Here is a 15,712-nt window from a genome sequence, read left to right as displayed (position 1 = left end):
TGACGAGCGCCGCCGTCAGCGCGGCGGCGACAATGTTGACGTTACGCGCGTTCGAACCTGGTGCGGCCGGCCGCGCGCTCGCGCGGATCAACTCTATTGGCATTTTCAAAAGTATCCTCATTGCAGACTGGAATCATTTCATTCAAACGCGACGTTTCATGCGACTGCTCCAGCAAATGGCTGTAGCGCCGCAACGCGCGCTTCGCGTCGATCTCGCGCTGCGCGCGGAATGCCGCGCCGATGCGCGCGACGATGTCGCGGAACTTGCCGGCCGGAGCTGGTGACGCCTTTCGCATGACAATTTCCTCTCAACTTGCGCGAGAGATTGATGAGGTTCACTTCCGCTTGCTGTGAGTTGCTTCACACGAAGATCGAACGCGTCGAGCAAGAAAACGTGTGAATTCTCGTAGAAGAGAGCGCGGAGAATCGCGTCATTCGATCGAACGACCCGCGATAACTTTCTAATGATGCTGCTGTTTGAACCTATCGCGAGCCGGAGCGACTCGCTTGCGCCTTCGGAAAGCGCGTCAGTGCAGAACCGGATTGGAGAATCCAGCCGCGAGCTTGACGAGGTCCGCCTGTCGCGAGACGCCGGTCTTCGCGAACACCCGATGCAGATGCGTCTTCACCGTCGTCTCCGCGATGCCGAGCGCCACGGCCGTCTCCGGCACACCGCCGACCTCGACGATCGATTGCATGACCCTCAGCTCCGCAGGGGTCAACTCGAACGCGCGGTCGATGAGGCCGGCGCATGAGCGACCGTCGAGTTCCGCCTTCCAGATGAACAAGGCGCCGACCGCCGACGTGCGCTCCGCCGCGCCTTCACGCAACAACGACGGCAGCGCGATGACGTGCGCGACGTAGTAGGAGCCGTCATGCGACATCAGCGGAATCTTTCGCCCGGCGGCCGCGGCGACGGCAACCTCGCCTGCGTCACGGAAGATATCGCGCAGCGCCGAATTTGCCGCGGAAGATCGCGCCGCCAGCCGGCCCGCGACAGAGCGCAGGACATCATCGGCGGCGAGCAACGTGTCGGCGGCAGGATTGCTGTGGACGATGTTGCAGGCCGTATCGAGCAGGATGACGCCGGCATTCAGCCGATCCACGACATCGGCGAGCGCGATCGCCCGCTGCTGCTTCCGCTCGATCGCCCGGTTGATCAGCAGCGCCCGGCTCGCATGCGGAACCAGGAATTGCATCCGCGCCCGTTGCTCAGCATCGAGCATCCCCTTGCCGGGGATCACGGTGATCAGCATCGGACACGGCGACTTCGACTGTTCCAGAACCACGCTGGCGACATCGACGGAACCCTGGGGCCGCAGCCATTCCTGATAGAACCGCCCGCGGCGATATTCGTCGAAATCCACGAGATCGGGGATGTTACGAACCTCGCCATAGCGAGGCAGCCGTGCCAGCGGATCGTACTGGGCGTAGGTCTCGGCATAGAGCTGGATGTAGTGCGGATCGACACCGCAGTAATAATGCGTCGCGCCGGACTTGCTGACCGGATCCTTCGAAATCAGCCCGCAAGCCTGGCTGCCGATGAACGCATTGAGCTTGACGACAACATCGCTCCACAACTCAGGGTGGAGACCCGCGTCATATATGTTCTCGATCAACTCGGACTGTTTGGGAGGTCGGGACATCAGAACAGCCAATGGTGAGTTGGAGATCGCGAAATGTTCGTCATGCCCGGCGGCACAATTGAGTCTATCGTGGGAGCAAAAGGTTCAACCCCGACAGCGATTGACCGATCAGTTGACGAGCGGATTGGAGAATCCCGCCGCGAGCTTGACGAGATCGGCCTGACGCGAAACGCCGGTCTTGGCGAACACCCGATGCAAATGCGTCTTCGCCGTGGTTTCTGCGATACCGAGCGCTGCCGCCGTTTCCGGGACGCCACCGACCTCGACGATCGACAGGAACACGCGCAGCTCGGCCGGCGTGAGGTCGAAGGTCCGTGCGATCAGCTCGCCATAGGACTGCCCGCCAAGCGACACCTTGCGCAGGAGCAGCGCACCGGCGGCATCGACCACCCGCTCGCTGCCATTTCGCAGCACGGACGACAGTGGCAGGATGTGCGCGACGTAACGTTCGCCGCTGGGTGACAACAGCGGAATCGCACGGTCCCTCGCGGCAAGCAGGACAACGTCATTGCGGCTCGCCAATGCCTCGCGCAGCGTCTGATTGGCCTCCGCGCTGCTGGTTACGAGCTGCCCGGCAATGGACCGAACCACGTCGGCGGCGACAAACAAGGCGTGGCCGGCCGAATTCGCATGCACCACCCGGCAAAAGGCATCGAGCAGGAAGATACCGGACGCCAGATTGTCCAGAACATCCACCAGCGCCGTCGCCAGCGTCAGTTGCGAGGTGATGGCGCGATTGATCAGCAGCGCGCGGCTGGCGTGCGGTACGATCAGCGAGAGCCGACGCTTCATCGCCGGGTCCACCATGCGCCGGCCCGACAGCACCGTCATCATCACCGGGCAGCTCGCATGCGATGTCTCAAGCACGACATTGGCCGCGTCGCTGCAACCCTGTGGCTGCATCCACTCCTGGTAAAAGCGCCCTTTCCGGTATTCATCGAAATTGACGAGATCGGGGATGCTGACGATCTCGCCATGCGGCGGCAGCACCGTCAGCGGATCGAACTTCGAATGGGTCTCTGAATAGAGCCGGATATAGTGCGGGTCGGCGCCGCAATAATAATGGGTGACGCCGAATTTGCTGATCGAATCCTTGGAAAACAGCCCGCAGGCCTGCCCGCCGACGAAATCGCGAACGCCGGCGACGACGTGGTTCCACAGCGAAGGATCGAGCCCCGCGTCATAGATGGACTCGACCAGTTCGGGCAGCTTCGGTGGTCGATGCATGGCTATAAATGGCCTGAGTGATCAATATCACCAAGAATACCATAACCACGGCATGCGACGTCCTCCGATCGGAGGAGGCGCCGGCCGGGCGGATGGGGCCCGGCCGGCGGGCATCGCATTCGAGCCGCCAGGGCTGATGCCGGCTCAGAACGCGACGCGAACGCCACCCTTCGCTGTGCCGGTGCGGCTCCGGTCGGACATCATCATGCCCTCGACCGCGCCGAACACGGACACGTTGCGGCTGGCGCGGTAGTCGAAGCCGAAGCCAGCCACCGCAGCATTGTTGAGCACTTGGCGCCGCGACCGGTTGTCGGCGTTGCCGCCCAGGAGGGTGAAGTCGGAACGGTCATGCCTGGTCCCAGCCGACCTTCTCGACATTTTCTGACCAGACCGCGGCGCGATAGACCTCTCGCCCACCCGCATCCCTGACGCGGATCCAGGCGTCGCGATCACGCAGATCGTCACGCCAGACGAACAGATGCCTCGCCATCTCGTCGGCCACGACGAACGTGGCCTTGGCCTGCTCGAAGACCATGCCGCCCGGATCGATCTTCACGAAATTGTCGACCAGGAGATCAAAGAAGAAGCGGCGCATTCACAACTCCAACCGCCGGCGCCGTCCGAAACACAGCGTCATCGTTCTACTCCGCGCGCTTAGAAGACGTAGTCGGCCGAACGCGCGCGCTGCGATAGGCACCCGCCTGGTCGCACGAACCGCGCACCGCGCGGTCACAGCGCTTCGCCGCTCCTGACGCCGCTGGGCGTCGCGCCATAGGCCCGCCGGAAACAACGATTGAAATAAGAGAGATCGCCGAAGCCCACGTCGTAGGCGATCGAGCTCACCGGCCGCCCGGCGAAGTCAGGCTCGCGCAGCATGCGATGCGCGCGTTTGAGGCGCTGCCCGGTCAGGAAGGACGAGAACGTCTTGCCGTCGGCTTCGAACAGCCGCTGGAGATAACGTGTGGTCACGCCGAATTCCTGCGCCACGGTCGCGACCGAGAGGTCCTGATGCCAGCAATTGTTGACGATGAAGGACTTCACCTTCCGCAGCCGCGCGGCCCGGACGCCTCGGCGCCCGGCCAGCTCGTGAACCTCATCCGTCGCGCCGAGAACACGCGCCATCAGATCATGGAGATGTGCAACAGCGAGCTGGCGCAATACGGGCACCGCGAACGCGCGCTCGCGCACCAGAGACGTCGCGTAGTCGACCAGCAGGCGAAGTCCGGTGGCGCGCTCCGGAATGATTCGCATCACGGCGTCGTCGATGTCCACGATCATGGGCGCCAGCACCCGCCGCGGCACGCGCAGCGACAGACAATTTCCAAGCGAGAGGCGTTCGTAGATCGTCGCGTCCTCCGCGCTCGTCAGAACCGCGTCACCGGGATGAAGCCTCAGATCTCGTCCTCGCGCAGATACTTCGACGATGCCGGATCGGTTGATCATCAGGCCAAGGCTGTCGTTGCCGTCGACGACCAGTTGTTTGGTACGGATGACCCGAGCTCCGACCAGCCCGCCGATCACCAGCTGGACGTCCGGCAAGCCATGGGATGTGAGGCTCGCGGCGAACGGCTTTTCGTCCGTCGGCTCGACCTCCGCCTTGAGCACGCCGCGGCAATAGAATTCGCGCAGCAGCGGCACACGCTCGTCTTCGGGAATGTGGTCCGTCGAAACATTGAGAATGGAAAATTCGTCCTTGCCGCTCACTGCAATTTCTCCAACCGACAGGCAAGCTCGCTCACGCGCTGTCGTCTCCCGCGTCCGGTGCCGGCGCGCATTGTTCCGTGGCGCACGCTGCCCTTCTCGTTCAAGAGGCGCCATATACGAAAGTATCAAATGACGCGCGTCGTACGTTCGGAGGACCTGACGATCCTGCTCATCACAATGGATTGAGATTGCATCGCCGCGCGGCTCGCGCCGTGAAATGAATCACATGGTGTCGTCGTCGCGGCGCGTTCGCTGTACAAACGGCGCGGTGAAGCCGGCCGCGATCTTCACGAGGTCGGCCTGCCTGCCGGCACCGGTCTTCTCGAACAGGCGACCGAGATGCGTCTTCACCGTGGTCTCGGCAATGCCGAGCTTTGCCGCGATATCGGGAACGCCGCCGACCTCGACGATGGCCATCAGCACGCGCAATTCGGACCGCGTCAGCCTGAAGGCCGCAGCAATGGCGTCGGGCACGAGCGATGGCACCATCGCGGCCTTCTGTACGAGGAGCACCGTGGCCGCGACGTCTCGCGGCAGGCTGCACTCCCGCTTCAACGGAAGGACATGGACGAGATAGTGCTGACCGTCCGCCGACGTCGCGAGCTCGATGCGGCGGCGACCGGCCGGCTGAGCTTCGCTATCCGCAACAACTTCGAACAGGCCGCGGAATAATTTGTCGGTCTGAGTGTTACGCGCCACGATCCGGTCGCCGACCATCGCGAGCAGGCTTGCATCGACGAACAGCTGCCGGCACGCCGCGTTGGCGTGGACGACCCGGCCATCCGCATCGAGCAGGCAGATCGCCGTGCTCAGGCCGTCGAGCACATCGGCAAGGTCGTCCACGGTATGCGAGCGCGCCCTGATCTGCCGGCCCATGATCCTGGAACGCTGGATGTGGGGTGCGAGCAGCCGCATGCGTTCGCGCATCGCCTCGTCGACGGTTCCGCGGGATCGATGGCGTAACACCTGCAACACCGTGGTACGCGCGTCCGATCTCTCGAGCGCGACGGTCGCGAGGTCGATCGCGCCCTGCGGCTCGACCCACTCGCGATAGAAGCTCGTCGCCACGAAGTCCGCGTGCGGCATGATATCGGTCACGCCGATGGCGTGCCCGGCCGCAAAAGCGAGATGACGATCGAGCAGAGGATCCTGCTCGACATATCTGTCGCGATAGAGCTGGCGAAAGCGGGATTCGGTGCCAAAATGCTGGTGAATCTCGATCGAGAGCCTTGCCGCATCGCGGGACAGGATGGTCGCGGCACACCCGCCGACGAAATGAGAAACCTGTTCCAGCGCGCCGCTGCGCAGCGCAGGATCGACCGCAGCATCGTAGATCTCGCCGACGAGAGACGAGAACCGGTTTGCCTGGAGGATCGTCATCGGAACGACGATGCGATCGGCGTGCGGCCCCGGTGACGAAGGGAGCTTGCGCATTGGACATTGGCAGAGGCGACGGAGCGGTCGATCGTCGCCTTCGGCGTGGAAAAGGCAGTGCAGCGAGATGCTAAAATATCGAACATCGTCCTTGCGTAACGTCAACCGCAGGGTGCGGCTTGGACGTTTTCGCCAAAGACTAGGATAAAAGCGAACAGCGCGCGGGCTGTGTGCTGTGGGTCACGCGCCCTCGCGCTGCTTGCTCGATCGCGCGCACTGTGCGCGGCGCAGCACTTTACTTCCGGTTCTCCTCGCAGAACTTCAGCGCGGCCAGCGCCTCGCCGGCGCGCGGGATCTGCATCTCGATGCTGTCCTCGTCATCGTCCTCGAAATCGAGCGAGAGACGCCTGGCCTTCGACAGCCGGTCCATGATCGACTGGTCGTATTCGAAGATGCCGCGCACGGTGGTCTTGTCCATGACCTCCCACTTCGCCTTCTTCATGATGTCGGCGTCATCGGTGCCGACGTCGGCCCGGAGGATCTCGCCGACCTTGTCCCATTCCCAACCGTCATAGATCATCACGATCACGATGGCCTTCTCGGAATAGGTGATCACGATGACGTAGTTGCGGTTCTCGTCTTCCTTGTCCTTGTAGCCGCGGCTCGCATTGCAATGCGTGTCCTGCGCGCGCTTCTCGATGGTCCAGTCGCCGACCCTGGATTGCTGCGCGAACGCCGGCCCTGTGCTCGAGACGGCTGCGCCCAGGGCGCCCGCGGTCAGCAAAGCGGCAAGAAGGAATCGTCTCATGTCAGCCTCCAGCGTTCCCCATGCGGAGATGACCACCTCAGCCTGCGGCCCGCAAGGGCTCGAGAAGGTTGATCCGGGCCGATGCTGAACGTCGCCGGCCTTACACCCGCCTGGGGATGATGGCGATCGGGGTGAAGGTGTAAACCTCCTCGCCGTTCTGGTTGAACATGGTCCATTTCACCAGCGCGATGCCCTGCGGCTTCGACTTCGACGGCGTCAGGCTCATGACCTCGCCGACCAGATGCAGGCGGTCATTGGGCCGTACCGGGATGGTCCAGCGCAGACCGTCGACGCCCGCGCCGATCAGCGGATGCGGGCCGAACGGGCGGGCCTGGATCGCGAGGTTCATGGCGATCGCGGCGGTGTGCCATCCTGATGCGGCCAGGCCGTTGAACAAGGTCTGCTTGGCGGCCTCATGGTCGAGATGCATCGGCTGCGGATCGAACTCGGCTGCAAAGCGCTTGATGTCGGCTTCGGTGACTTGCACCTCGGGGGATTTGAACCGCATTCCGATGGTGAGATCGTCGAACCACTCGACCTGCGCCATGATTTTGCCTCGCAATATGACTTGCCGCCCACTGGAAAGGCGCGGCTGAAGGACTAAGCAGCGCGGGATGTAGCGGGTCTGCGGTGCACAAACCAGCCCCGGGTTCCCCGCGAAACCCGTTTCCCAAAACGACGAAACACGCCTGAAACAGATGGCCGGTTAACTGGTTGTCAAAATCATACAGGGACGGCCACCATGCAATTCTTCCTCGACCTCATCCTGGATTATGCCTGCTGCCAAAATCTCGTCTCCCAGCCGCTGCGGGAGGATGAGCTATGATCGAGCTGATCTCAGCCGTGCTCGCCCTTTGCAGCGTCGCTGTGTTCGCGGCGCATGCGCTGGATGCCTACCGCACAACGCACTCCTGATCTGCACGCCCTCCGGCCGCTAGAACGGGCGCCGGTAAAAGTGCTCCGAGTGCGTAGCCGGCGGAAACCGGTTAGCGAGCGCGATTGCCGCGTTCTCGTCGGTCTCGAGCGCGACCTTCTGCGCCAGCATCACGTCGCCGGGCACGAGAAAGCCTGACGGGACGAAGCACCATCCCATCGCCGCACGCCCCTCATCGTCGATCTCATGGACATTGGCGGCCGTGCCGTAGTGGATGCGATACCTCTTGCCGGTATCGCAGCCGATGACATCGAAATACCGATGCTGCTCGAATTGCGCGCGCTGCGCCGGCGACAGCCATTCGGCCAAAAGCCGGCGGCCGCGGGCATCCGGCGTGTTCTCGCCGAAGAAGCGCCGATAGAGCTCGCGCAGCGCATGCAGACGCGCACGCGCCGGCGCACGGAGCCAAATTGCCGCGATCATGAGCAGCTCAGATCAACCGCCGACCAGGCGGGGATAGAACAGCGTTTCGTGCGCGGTCGGATCGAATGACTTGATGCGGGTGACTTCACCGGGTCCGGTACGATAGGCGGCGGTGAAGCCAGCTCCGGTCAGCTCACGAAAGCGCCGTTCGGCTCGCGCCAGCGCTTCGGCATTGTCAGGATCAAACTCGTGGCGCGTGTCGCCCGTCTGGTCCATCACGATCTGGGTAGCCATATTGAGTCTCCTCATGCCAGCCCTGCCCCCGATCAAAGCAAACCTCGTGCCGTCAGTTCCTCAACGCAAGAACTTTCTCGTGCGCGGCCGAGCCTTCATGCGGCCTCAACGCAACGCGGCCGCCCCTCCTCCCTCGTCGATCTGCCGTCCCATCAGGGCGATTGCCTTCTGATAGACGCCGGCAGCATTCCAAGCCTCGATAGCGGCAAAATTCGGTTCGCCCAGCTGGTAACCGGCTCCTGCGCGCCAGCCATGAGCTTTCAGGAAATTCGCCGTCGAGTTCAGCGCATTGGCGGCAACCTCGAGATTGCCGGTGCCATAGGCCAGGATGTTCTTGGGCATGAACTGGGTCTGGCCGACCTCGCCGTGCATGGAGCCGCGGGTCGCCCCCGACAGCGTGCCGCGGTCGATCAGCTTGAGGGCGGCATAGAGCTGGTCGGTGAAGAATTCGGGACGGCGGCAGTCATAGGCAAGGGTCGCGATCGACGACAGCATGTTCTGGTTGCCGCGCTGGCTGCCGAACCCGGTCTCCATGCCCCAGATCGCGATCAGCGGCCCGGGCGGGACGCCGTAGCGCTGCTGGATCGAGGCGAACAAGGCGGCCTGCGACTGCTTGAGCTGCCGCCCCTTGGCCACGATGGTGGTGGCGCCGCGCTTGGCGAGGAACTGGTCGAGCGTCAGCGAGAAGCTGCGCTGGCCGCGGTCGGCTGCGATCGTGGCACCGGCGTAATTGGTCTGCATCAGCGCCGAGAGCGCGGTCTGGCCGACGCCCTTGCCCTGCGCCTCCGCGCCGAACTCGCGCTTCCAGGCCTCAAAGCCCGCCGGCGAGCTGCCGCATGTGGCGGCGTGGGCCATGGATATCAGGGACATGGGCGCCAGCGAGAGAAGCAGCGCTGCAGCGCCGATCATGGCCGTCGCAACGGTCCTGCCCTTGGTCATTCCCTGGTCCTCTCACATAAACGTGCGCGACCGGCTCGCGCCGGCCCATGATCCTACGTCGGCCCTGATCGCTCAAGCCCCATCCGGCGCAACCTGTGCCTTGACACCGGGGCGACCGCCTACCCTGCCCCGTCGCGGCCGAGCAGGAAATCCACCATGATGCTCTGGTGCTGCTCGTACATGTCCGTACCGGTCCCGGTCACGCAGCCGATCCTGCGGGCGGCAGCGATGAATGGCGAGACTTCGGGTTTTGTGATGACGCAGCCGCAATAGGCCGTCGGCGCGAGCCGCGCGACATCGACCGGCAGCGGATCGCCCTCCTTCATCCCGGCGGGTGTCGCATTGGCGACGAAATCGAAGCCCGCGGGATCCCTGGTGCCGACCCGCACGGGCGTTCTGCCGAGCCCGTTGAGCCGGCCGATCAGTGCGTCGCGGCGCTCGGGCGCGCTGTCGTGAATCGCGAGATCGCTCACGCCGGCCTCGACCAGCGCCAGCGCGATCGCCGATCCTGCGCCGCCGGCGCCGACCAGCAGCGCCCGCATGCCCCGGGGATCGATCCCCTTCGCCCGCGCCGCACCGACGAAGCCGAGGCCGTCCACCATGTCGCCATGCCATGAGCGGTCGGCGCGTCGGCGCATCAGGTTAGCGGTGCGCAGGAAATGTGCGCGCTCGGTCGCACTGGCGCAGGCCTGGTAGCAGGCAAATTTGTGCGGGATGGTCACGACGATGCCGTCGAGGTTCTTCAGCCGCGTCGCCACCGAGAGGAAGTCAGCGAGGTCAGCAGACGAAACCTGGACCGGCACGAGAATGCCGTCATGGCCACGCGCGGCGAAGGCGGCCGTTACGCCTGCCGGCGAGCGCACCTGCGCGATGGGATCGCCGACGATGACATGGAGCCGCGTCGCGCCTGATGGGGCCGGGATCATGCCGTTGAGGCCGGAACCTGAGAGCCGCCCGCCTCGATCCCGTGGGTCAATTCCAGGCCATCCAGATTGCCTTCCTTGCGCCATTTGTCGAGCAGCCGCAGGAACGCCACCGGCCCGCGCCAATACTGGCTGTTTCTTGCCGCGATCGGATCGAACACGCCCTCGTTGTTGTAGTAGCCCGGCGTGCACTCGGCCAGATAGGTCTGACGGCCGAGCGCGGCCTTGACGACTTCGTCGACCCAGGCGTTCTCGGCGGCGAGCGTCGGCTCCAGCGTCCGCGCCTTGCGCTTGCGCGCCTCCGCGATCACATAGGCGATGTGCTGCGACTGCTCGTCGATGATGTGCGGAAAATTGGCGCTCTGACCGGCCTGCACCGTGACGATCAGGAAGCAATTCGGGAAGCCACGGCTGTAAAAGCCATGCAGCGTCTTGACGCCATCGCGCCATCGCTCGGACAGGCTCACGCCGTCACGGCCGTAAACCTCGAAGCCCATGCGGCGGGCGTAATCGGTGCCGACCTCGAAGCCGCTGGCATAGATCAGGCAGTCGAGCTCATAGGCCTTGCCGTCAACCACGACGGCGTTCTCGGTGATCCGCTCGACGCCCTGCCCTTTGGTGTCGACCAGATGCACGTTGGGACGATTGAAGGTGTCGAGATATTCGTCGTGGAAGCATGGCCGCTTGCAGAACGCCTTGTACCAGGGCTTGAGCGCCGCCGCGGCGGCTTCGTCCTTCACGACGGTATCGACGCGCGCGCGGATCTCTTCCATCTTGCGGTAGTCGGCCTGCTCGATGACCTTCAGCGCCTCTTCGAGCGAGGTCACCGGCTGCGGCTGGCGGCGCGGCGCAAGCAGGATCTCGCCAAGCAGGCCGGTCCAGCCGTCCTGCACCAGGTCCCGTTCGAACGGCTCGCCGGAGATCACCGCGGTGAAATTGTCCATGCGCTCGCGCTGCCAGCCGGGCCCGAGGCTCTGCGCCCAGCTTGCGTCCGTCGGACGGTCGTCGCGCACGCCGATCGCCGATGGCGTGCGCTGGAAGACATAGAGCTCTTTCGCCGATCGGCCGAGATGCGGCACGCATTGCACGGCGGTCGCGCCGGTCCCGATGATGCCGACGCGCTTGTCGGCGAGAGCGGTGAGACCGCCTTCAGCCGTGCCGCCGGTGTAGCCATAATCCCAGCGGCTGGTGTGGAAGCTGTGTCCCCTAAAGGTCTCGATGCCGGGAATACCCGGCAGCTTTGGACGGCTCAGCGGGCCACCGGCGAGAATGACGAAGCGCGCGCGGATGCAATCGCCACGATCGGTCTCGACCAGCCAGCGTCCCTCCTGCTCCTGCCATTCCATCCGCGAGATGATTGTCTGAAACAGCGCGCGCTCGTAGAGGCCGAAATGACGGCCGATGCGGCGGGAGTGTTCGTAGATCTCAGGCGCCCGCGCATATTTGCGCACCGGCATGTAGCCAGTCTCTTCCAGCAGCGGCAGATAGATGTAGCTCTCGGTATCGCAGGCCGCACCGGGATAACGATTCCAGTACCAGGTGCCGCCGAAATCGGCGGCCTTTTCCACGATACGAAAATCCTCGATGCCGGCCTCGCGCAGACGCGCGCCACAGAGCAGGCCGCCGAAGCCGCCGCCGACGATGAGAACTTCGGTCTCCTCGCTGACAGCTGCGCGCGCAAATCCGGGATCGGCCCAGGGATCGTCGAGATAGCGGCCGAAATCGCCTGCGACCTCGACATATTGCGCCTTGCCCTCGGCGCGCAAACGCCGGTCGCGCTCGTCGCGATAGCGCGCGCGGAGTGAGGAAATATCGACCGTAGATTCGCCGGCTGCACCGGTCTTGTGTCTTTCCGCTGACATCGATTTCCTCCACGGCGGACGCTGCTTCGGATCAGTTAGCCCCGAAAAAGTGACGCATGCAATCGCGTCCCTCGCTTTTTGCGTGAACGTCCCGTGACGTTCCGCTAACCTCGCACGAAAATCACAAACATACGCCACGCAACGACGTGGCTGCGGAGGAGACCATGCAGGGACTGATGATGGATATGCCGCTCCTGATCAGCGGCCTGATCCAGTATGCCGCGGACTATCACGGCGAAGCCGAGATCGTCGCGCGCGAGATCGAGGGCGACATCTATCGCTACACCTACGCCGACGCCCATCCACGCATCAAGCGCATGGCGCTGGCTGTGAAGCGGCTCGGCATGAAGCAAGGCGACCGCGTCGGCACCCTGGCCTGGAATACGCACCGGCATTTCGAGATGTTCTATGCCGCGCCCGGCATGGGCTACGTGCTGCACACCATCAATCCGCGGCTGTTCCCCGAGCAGCTCGTCTACATCATCAATCACGCCGAGGACCGGCTGCTGTTCATCGACCGCGCCACGCTGCCGCTGGTCGAGGCGATCGCGCCGCAGCTGAAGACGATCGAGGCCTATGTCGTGATGTCCTCGCGCGAGCGGATGCCGGAGACCAAGCTTGCGAACGTGCATTGCTATGAGGATCTCCTCGCCAGCGAGAACGACGCCGGTTTCGTCTGGCCGGAGTTCGACGAAAAATCCGCCTCCACCATCTGCTACACGTCGGGCACGACCGGCAATCCGAAGGGCGTGATCTACTCGCACCGCGCCGCCATCCTGCAAACCATGACCTGCTGCAATTTCGACTTCCTGCCCGGCCATGTCGAGGGCGTGCGCGAGGTGATGATGCCGATGGCGCCGCTCTTCCACGGCAACGGCTGGAACATGCCGTTCACCGCGCCTTACACGGGATCGAAGCTGGTGCTACCCGGCCGCAACTATGAGCCCGACAAGCTCTATGAGCTGCTCGAAGGCGAGAAGGTGACGCTTTCCGCTGGCGTGCCGAGCTTCTGGCTGATCCTGCTCGACTGGCTGGGACGCACCGGCAATAAATTCTCGACGCTGCGCGCGACGCTGTCGTCCGGCTCGGCGCCGCCGCGTGCGATGGTCGAGAAGCTCAAGCGCGACTATGACATCGACTACATCCAGGCCTGGGGCATGACCGAGGCCCTGGGCTGCTCGATGCCGGGCTTGCGGCCCGGCTCCGAGCATCTCGGCGACAAGGAGAAATTCGACCGGCGCCAGGTGTCGGGCCGCGCCTGCTTCGGCACAGCCTTGCGCATCGTAGACGACGGCGGCAACGAGCTGCCGCGCGACGGCAAGACCGTCGGCCATTTGCGCGCCCGTGGCCCCTGGGTCGCCTCGGGCTACATGAAGCTTAACGAGGGCCTCGACCGTGATGGCTGGCTGATCACCGGCGACATGGCGGTGATCGACAGCCAAGGCCACGTCACGCTGACCGATCGCTCCAAGGACGTGATCAAGTCCGGTGGCGAATGGATCTCCTCGATCCAGCTCGAGGACGTCGCCTTGTCCCACCCCGATGTGCTTCAGGCCGCGGTGGTCGCGATCAACCACGAGAAATGGCAGGAGCGTCCGCTGCTCCTCGTCGTCCGCAAGAAAGGCGCGACCGTCGACGGCAAGACCCTGCTCGACCACATGCGCCCGAAGATCGCGAGCTGGTGGATGCCGGATGCGGTCGAATTCCTGGACGAATTTCCGATGACCGGCACCGGCAAGGTGCTCAAATCCGCGCTGCGCGAGAAGTTCAGGGAGTACCGCGTCGCCTGACGTACGCGCACCCTGCGTGCGCGGTCTTCATCTTTTGGTAGATTCGACGGCGATATATCGAGGTGTCGCTAACTCCAGGGATAGAGGACAGCATGGCGTTTTCCGGATTGGGCCTGCATCTCGGCAATCTGTCGCGCCTGTCGAATGCGCAGACGCGCTCGATCAGCCCCGAGAATTTCACCGGCGAGAAGGGCAAGGGCGGCATGTCGGTCGACGGACCCGCCGCACGCCAGGCTCGCGATCTCGGTCAGGGCTGGAAGATCTCGCCCTATGTCGTCATCGAGCCCGGCGCGACCTTTACGCTCGCCGAGATTCAGGGCCAGGGCGCGATCCAGCAGATCTGGATGACGCTGGCGCGCGGGCGGCTTCGTCACTCGATCCTGCGCATCTACTGGGACGACCAAACGCAGCCAAGCGTGGAATGCCCGGCCGGCGATTTCTTCGCCTGCGGATGGGAGGAATTCGCGCAGGTGTCCTCGCTCGCGGTCTGCGTCAATCCCGGCCGCGCCTTCAACTGCTACTGGGAAATGCCGTTCCGCAAGCGCGCGCGCTTCACGCTGGAGAACCGCAGCGAGGAGCAACTCACGGTCTACTACCAGATCAACTATGCGCTGACCGACGTGCCCGAGGACTGCGCCTATTTCCATGCGCAATTCCGGCGTACCAATCCGCTGCCGTACAAAGAGGTCTACATCATCCTCGATGGCGTCAGCGGCGCGGGCCATTATGTCGGCACCTATATGGCCTGGGGCGTCAACAACAACGGCTGGTGGGGCGAAGGCGAGATCAAGTTCTTCATCGACGGCGACGGTGCATTCCCGACCATCTGCGGCACCGGCACCGAGGATTATTTCTGCGGCGCCTATAATTTCGATCCCTATGTCGCGCATGCCGGCCAGGGGCAATCACGCTACCAGGAATTCACCACGCCCTATGCCGGCCTGCCGCAGGTGATCCATCCCGATGGCGTCTACAAGTCACAGCAACGCTTCGGCCTGTACCGCTGGCACATCCCCGATCCCGTGCGCTTCCGCTCCGATCTGCGCGTGACGATCCAGGCACTGGGCTGGCTGCCGGGCGTCAAGGAGGCGAAGTATCTTCCATTGCAGGACGACATCGCCTCGGTCGCGTTCTGGTACCAGACGCTGCCGACCCCGCCCTTCCCGACATTGCCCGGCCCGGATTATCTCGAAATCGGCTAGCCGCCCTTCCCTGCGCTCACAGCATTTGCGCCGCCCGGACGTCGTGAAGATCGTCCGGGCGGCGCCTTCGTGTTCGGCGCCGGCTACCAGGAATACTGGAGCCCCACGCGTCCAAGGGCGCGCACGTCGCTCCACGACTGCGCCGGAAGCGCCACGCCAAACTCCGTCGCGGTCCGGTTGGACGTGGACGTCAAGCTGCCGCGATCGAGACCGAACGCGATGCCCATGGTCAGTGACAGGTTTCCCTGGATCCTGATCATTCCGACCACACCGGCGGCATGCTGCCCGTCGAAGACGGCCCAGTGCGTCGAGATCGCATAGTTGGTCCCGTCGGGCAGGAACGGATTGACGAGCGAAGTCGCCATGGCCGTTCCCGTCGCTGCACGGGTAATCTGGCGTGCGAGATCGAACTGGCTCTGCACCGTCTGCCCCGCGTTCACGCAGGTGTCAGTACCCGGTATGTAGAAGAAGTTGGCACCGTAGACCGAGCAGATCTTTTCGTACTCGACCGCAGCATGGCCGGGCATCGGGATCGCCAGAACCAGAGCGGCAGTCGCAAGGATAGCGCGCAGGTGACGTCGGAAGACGTCTCGTGCCGCGTTGATTTGCTTCCACATGTTTGTCTCCAATCAGTGACGTTGGCGCG

17 protein-coding genes are annotated in these 15,712 nt (G+C 63.9%); 2 read left to right on the top strand and 15 right to left on the bottom strand.

Annotated elements, in window-relative coordinates:
- Positions 1-41: 41 nt before the first annotated feature.
- The 14 genes from AB7535_RS10920 to AB7535_RS10855 form a co-directional block, all read right to left on the bottom strand.
- The gene (locus AB7535_RS10920; protein ID WP_439036245.1) at positions 42-296 is read right to left on the bottom strand and encodes a hypothetical protein; all 255 of its coding nucleotides are present in this window, start codon (positions 294-296) and stop codon (positions 42-44) included.
- Between the two features lie 231 nt (positions 297-527).
- The gene (locus tag AB7535_RS10915; RefSeq protein ID WP_439036244.1) at positions 528-1,646 is read right to left on the bottom strand and encodes a helix-turn-helix transcriptional regulator; all 1,119 of its coding nucleotides are present in this window, start codon (positions 1,644-1,646) and stop codon (positions 528-530) included.
- 108 nt (positions 1,647-1,754) lie between these two features.
- Positions 1,755-2,873 carry a helix-turn-helix transcriptional regulator gene (locus AB7535_RS10910; protein WP_439036243.1) on the bottom strand — a complete coding sequence of 373 codons (1,119 nt, stop codon included), beginning with the start codon at positions 2,871-2,873 and terminating at the stop codon, positions 1,755-1,757.
- 144 nt (positions 2,874-3,017) lie between these two features.
- Positions 3,018-3,164, bottom strand: a complete 147-nt coding sequence (locus AB7535_RS10905; protein ID WP_231144601.1) for a hypothetical protein — start codon at positions 3,162-3,164, stop codon at positions 3,018-3,020.
- A gap of 55 nt (positions 3,165-3,219) precedes the next feature.
- Positions 3,220-3,468 carry a DUF6894 family protein gene (locus tag AB7535_RS10900; RefSeq protein WP_439036242.1) on the bottom strand — a complete coding sequence of 83 codons (249 nt, stop codon included), beginning with the start codon at positions 3,466-3,468 and terminating at the stop codon, positions 3,220-3,222.
- Between the two features lie 134 nt (positions 3,469-3,602).
- Entirely contained in the window at positions 3,603-4,577 is a 975-nt protein-coding gene (locus tag AB7535_RS10895; protein ID WP_439036241.1) for an AraC family transcriptional regulator, read from the bottom strand.
- A gap of 222 nt (positions 4,578-4,799) precedes the next feature.
- Positions 4,800-5,957: a helix-turn-helix transcriptional regulator gene (locus AB7535_RS10890; RefSeq protein WP_439037329.1), complete on the bottom strand. Its 1,158-nt coding sequence runs from the start codon at positions 5,955-5,957 to the stop codon at positions 4,800-4,802.
- A 289-nt stretch (positions 5,958-6,246) separates the two neighbouring features.
- On the bottom strand, positions 6,247-6,759 hold the full coding sequence (locus AB7535_RS10885) for a hypothetical protein (RefSeq protein WP_439036240.1): 513 nt from the start codon (positions 6,757-6,759) through the stop codon (positions 6,247-6,249).
- A 100-nt stretch (positions 6,760-6,859) separates the two neighbouring features.
- A complete protein-coding gene (locus AB7535_RS10880; RefSeq protein ID WP_014496047.1) occupies positions 6,860-7,306 on the bottom strand; it encodes a MaoC family dehydratase in 447 nt (148 codons plus the stop codon).
- A 387-nt stretch (positions 7,307-7,693) separates the two neighbouring features.
- Complete coding sequence (locus AB7535_RS10875; RefSeq protein ID WP_063983909.1) at positions 7,694-8,116, bottom strand: hypothetical protein; 423 nt, start codon at positions 8,114-8,116, stop codon at positions 7,694-7,696.
- 12 nt (positions 8,117-8,128) lie between these two features.
- Entirely contained in the window at positions 8,129-8,350 is a 222-nt protein-coding gene (locus AB7535_RS10870) for a hypothetical protein (protein ID WP_028146622.1), read from the bottom strand.
- Positions 8,351-8,455: 105 nt separating this feature from the next.
- Positions 8,456-9,289 carry a lytic murein transglycosylase gene (locus AB7535_RS10865; RefSeq protein WP_439036239.1) on the bottom strand — a complete coding sequence of 278 codons (834 nt, stop codon included), beginning with the start codon at positions 9,287-9,289 and terminating at the stop codon, positions 8,456-8,458.
- Positions 9,290-9,408: 119 nt separating this feature from the next.
- Positions 9,409-10,215: a shikimate dehydrogenase family protein gene (locus tag AB7535_RS10860; protein ID WP_439036238.1), complete on the bottom strand. Its 807-nt coding sequence runs from the start codon at positions 10,213-10,215 to the stop codon at positions 9,409-9,411.
- Complete coding sequence (locus AB7535_RS10855) at positions 10,212-12,074, bottom strand: flavin-containing monooxygenase (RefSeq protein ID WP_439036237.1); 1,863 nt, start codon at positions 12,072-12,074, stop codon at positions 10,212-10,214. Before AB7535_RS10855 ends, AB7535_RS10860 begins: the two co-directional genes overlap by 4 nt.
- Before the next feature lie 164 nt (positions 12,075-12,238).
- Here AB7535_RS10855 and AB7535_RS10850 point away from each other — a divergent pair, with 164 nt between their 5' ends.
- Entirely contained in the window at positions 12,239-13,864 is a 1,626-nt protein-coding gene (locus AB7535_RS10850; protein ID WP_439036236.1) for a long-chain fatty acid--CoA ligase, read from the top strand.
- A 92-nt stretch (positions 13,865-13,956) separates the two neighbouring features.
- A complete protein-coding gene (locus AB7535_RS10845; RefSeq protein ID WP_439036235.1) occupies positions 13,957-15,066 on the top strand; it encodes a glycoside hydrolase family 172 protein in 1,110 nt (369 codons plus the stop codon).
- Positions 15,067-15,149: 83 nt separating this feature from the next.
- Here the strand turns inward: AB7535_RS10845 and AB7535_RS10840 are convergent, their stop codons facing one another.
- Positions 15,150-15,683 (bottom strand): porin, encoded by a 534-nt coding sequence (locus AB7535_RS10840; protein ID WP_245344258.1) that lies wholly within the window; start codon positions 15,681-15,683, stop codon positions 15,150-15,152.
- Positions 15,684-15,712 lie beyond the last annotated feature (29 nt).

Source organism: Bradyrhizobium sp. 956_D2_N1_4 (assembly GCF_052076025.1).
In the GTDB taxonomy this organism is placed as follows: Bacteria; Pseudomonadota; Alphaproteobacteria; order Rhizobiales; family Xanthobacteraceae; genus Bradyrhizobium; species Bradyrhizobium barranii.
The sequence above is the reverse complement of the archived record's forward strand: the minus strand, read 5'-3'. Positions and strand labels throughout refer to the sequence as shown.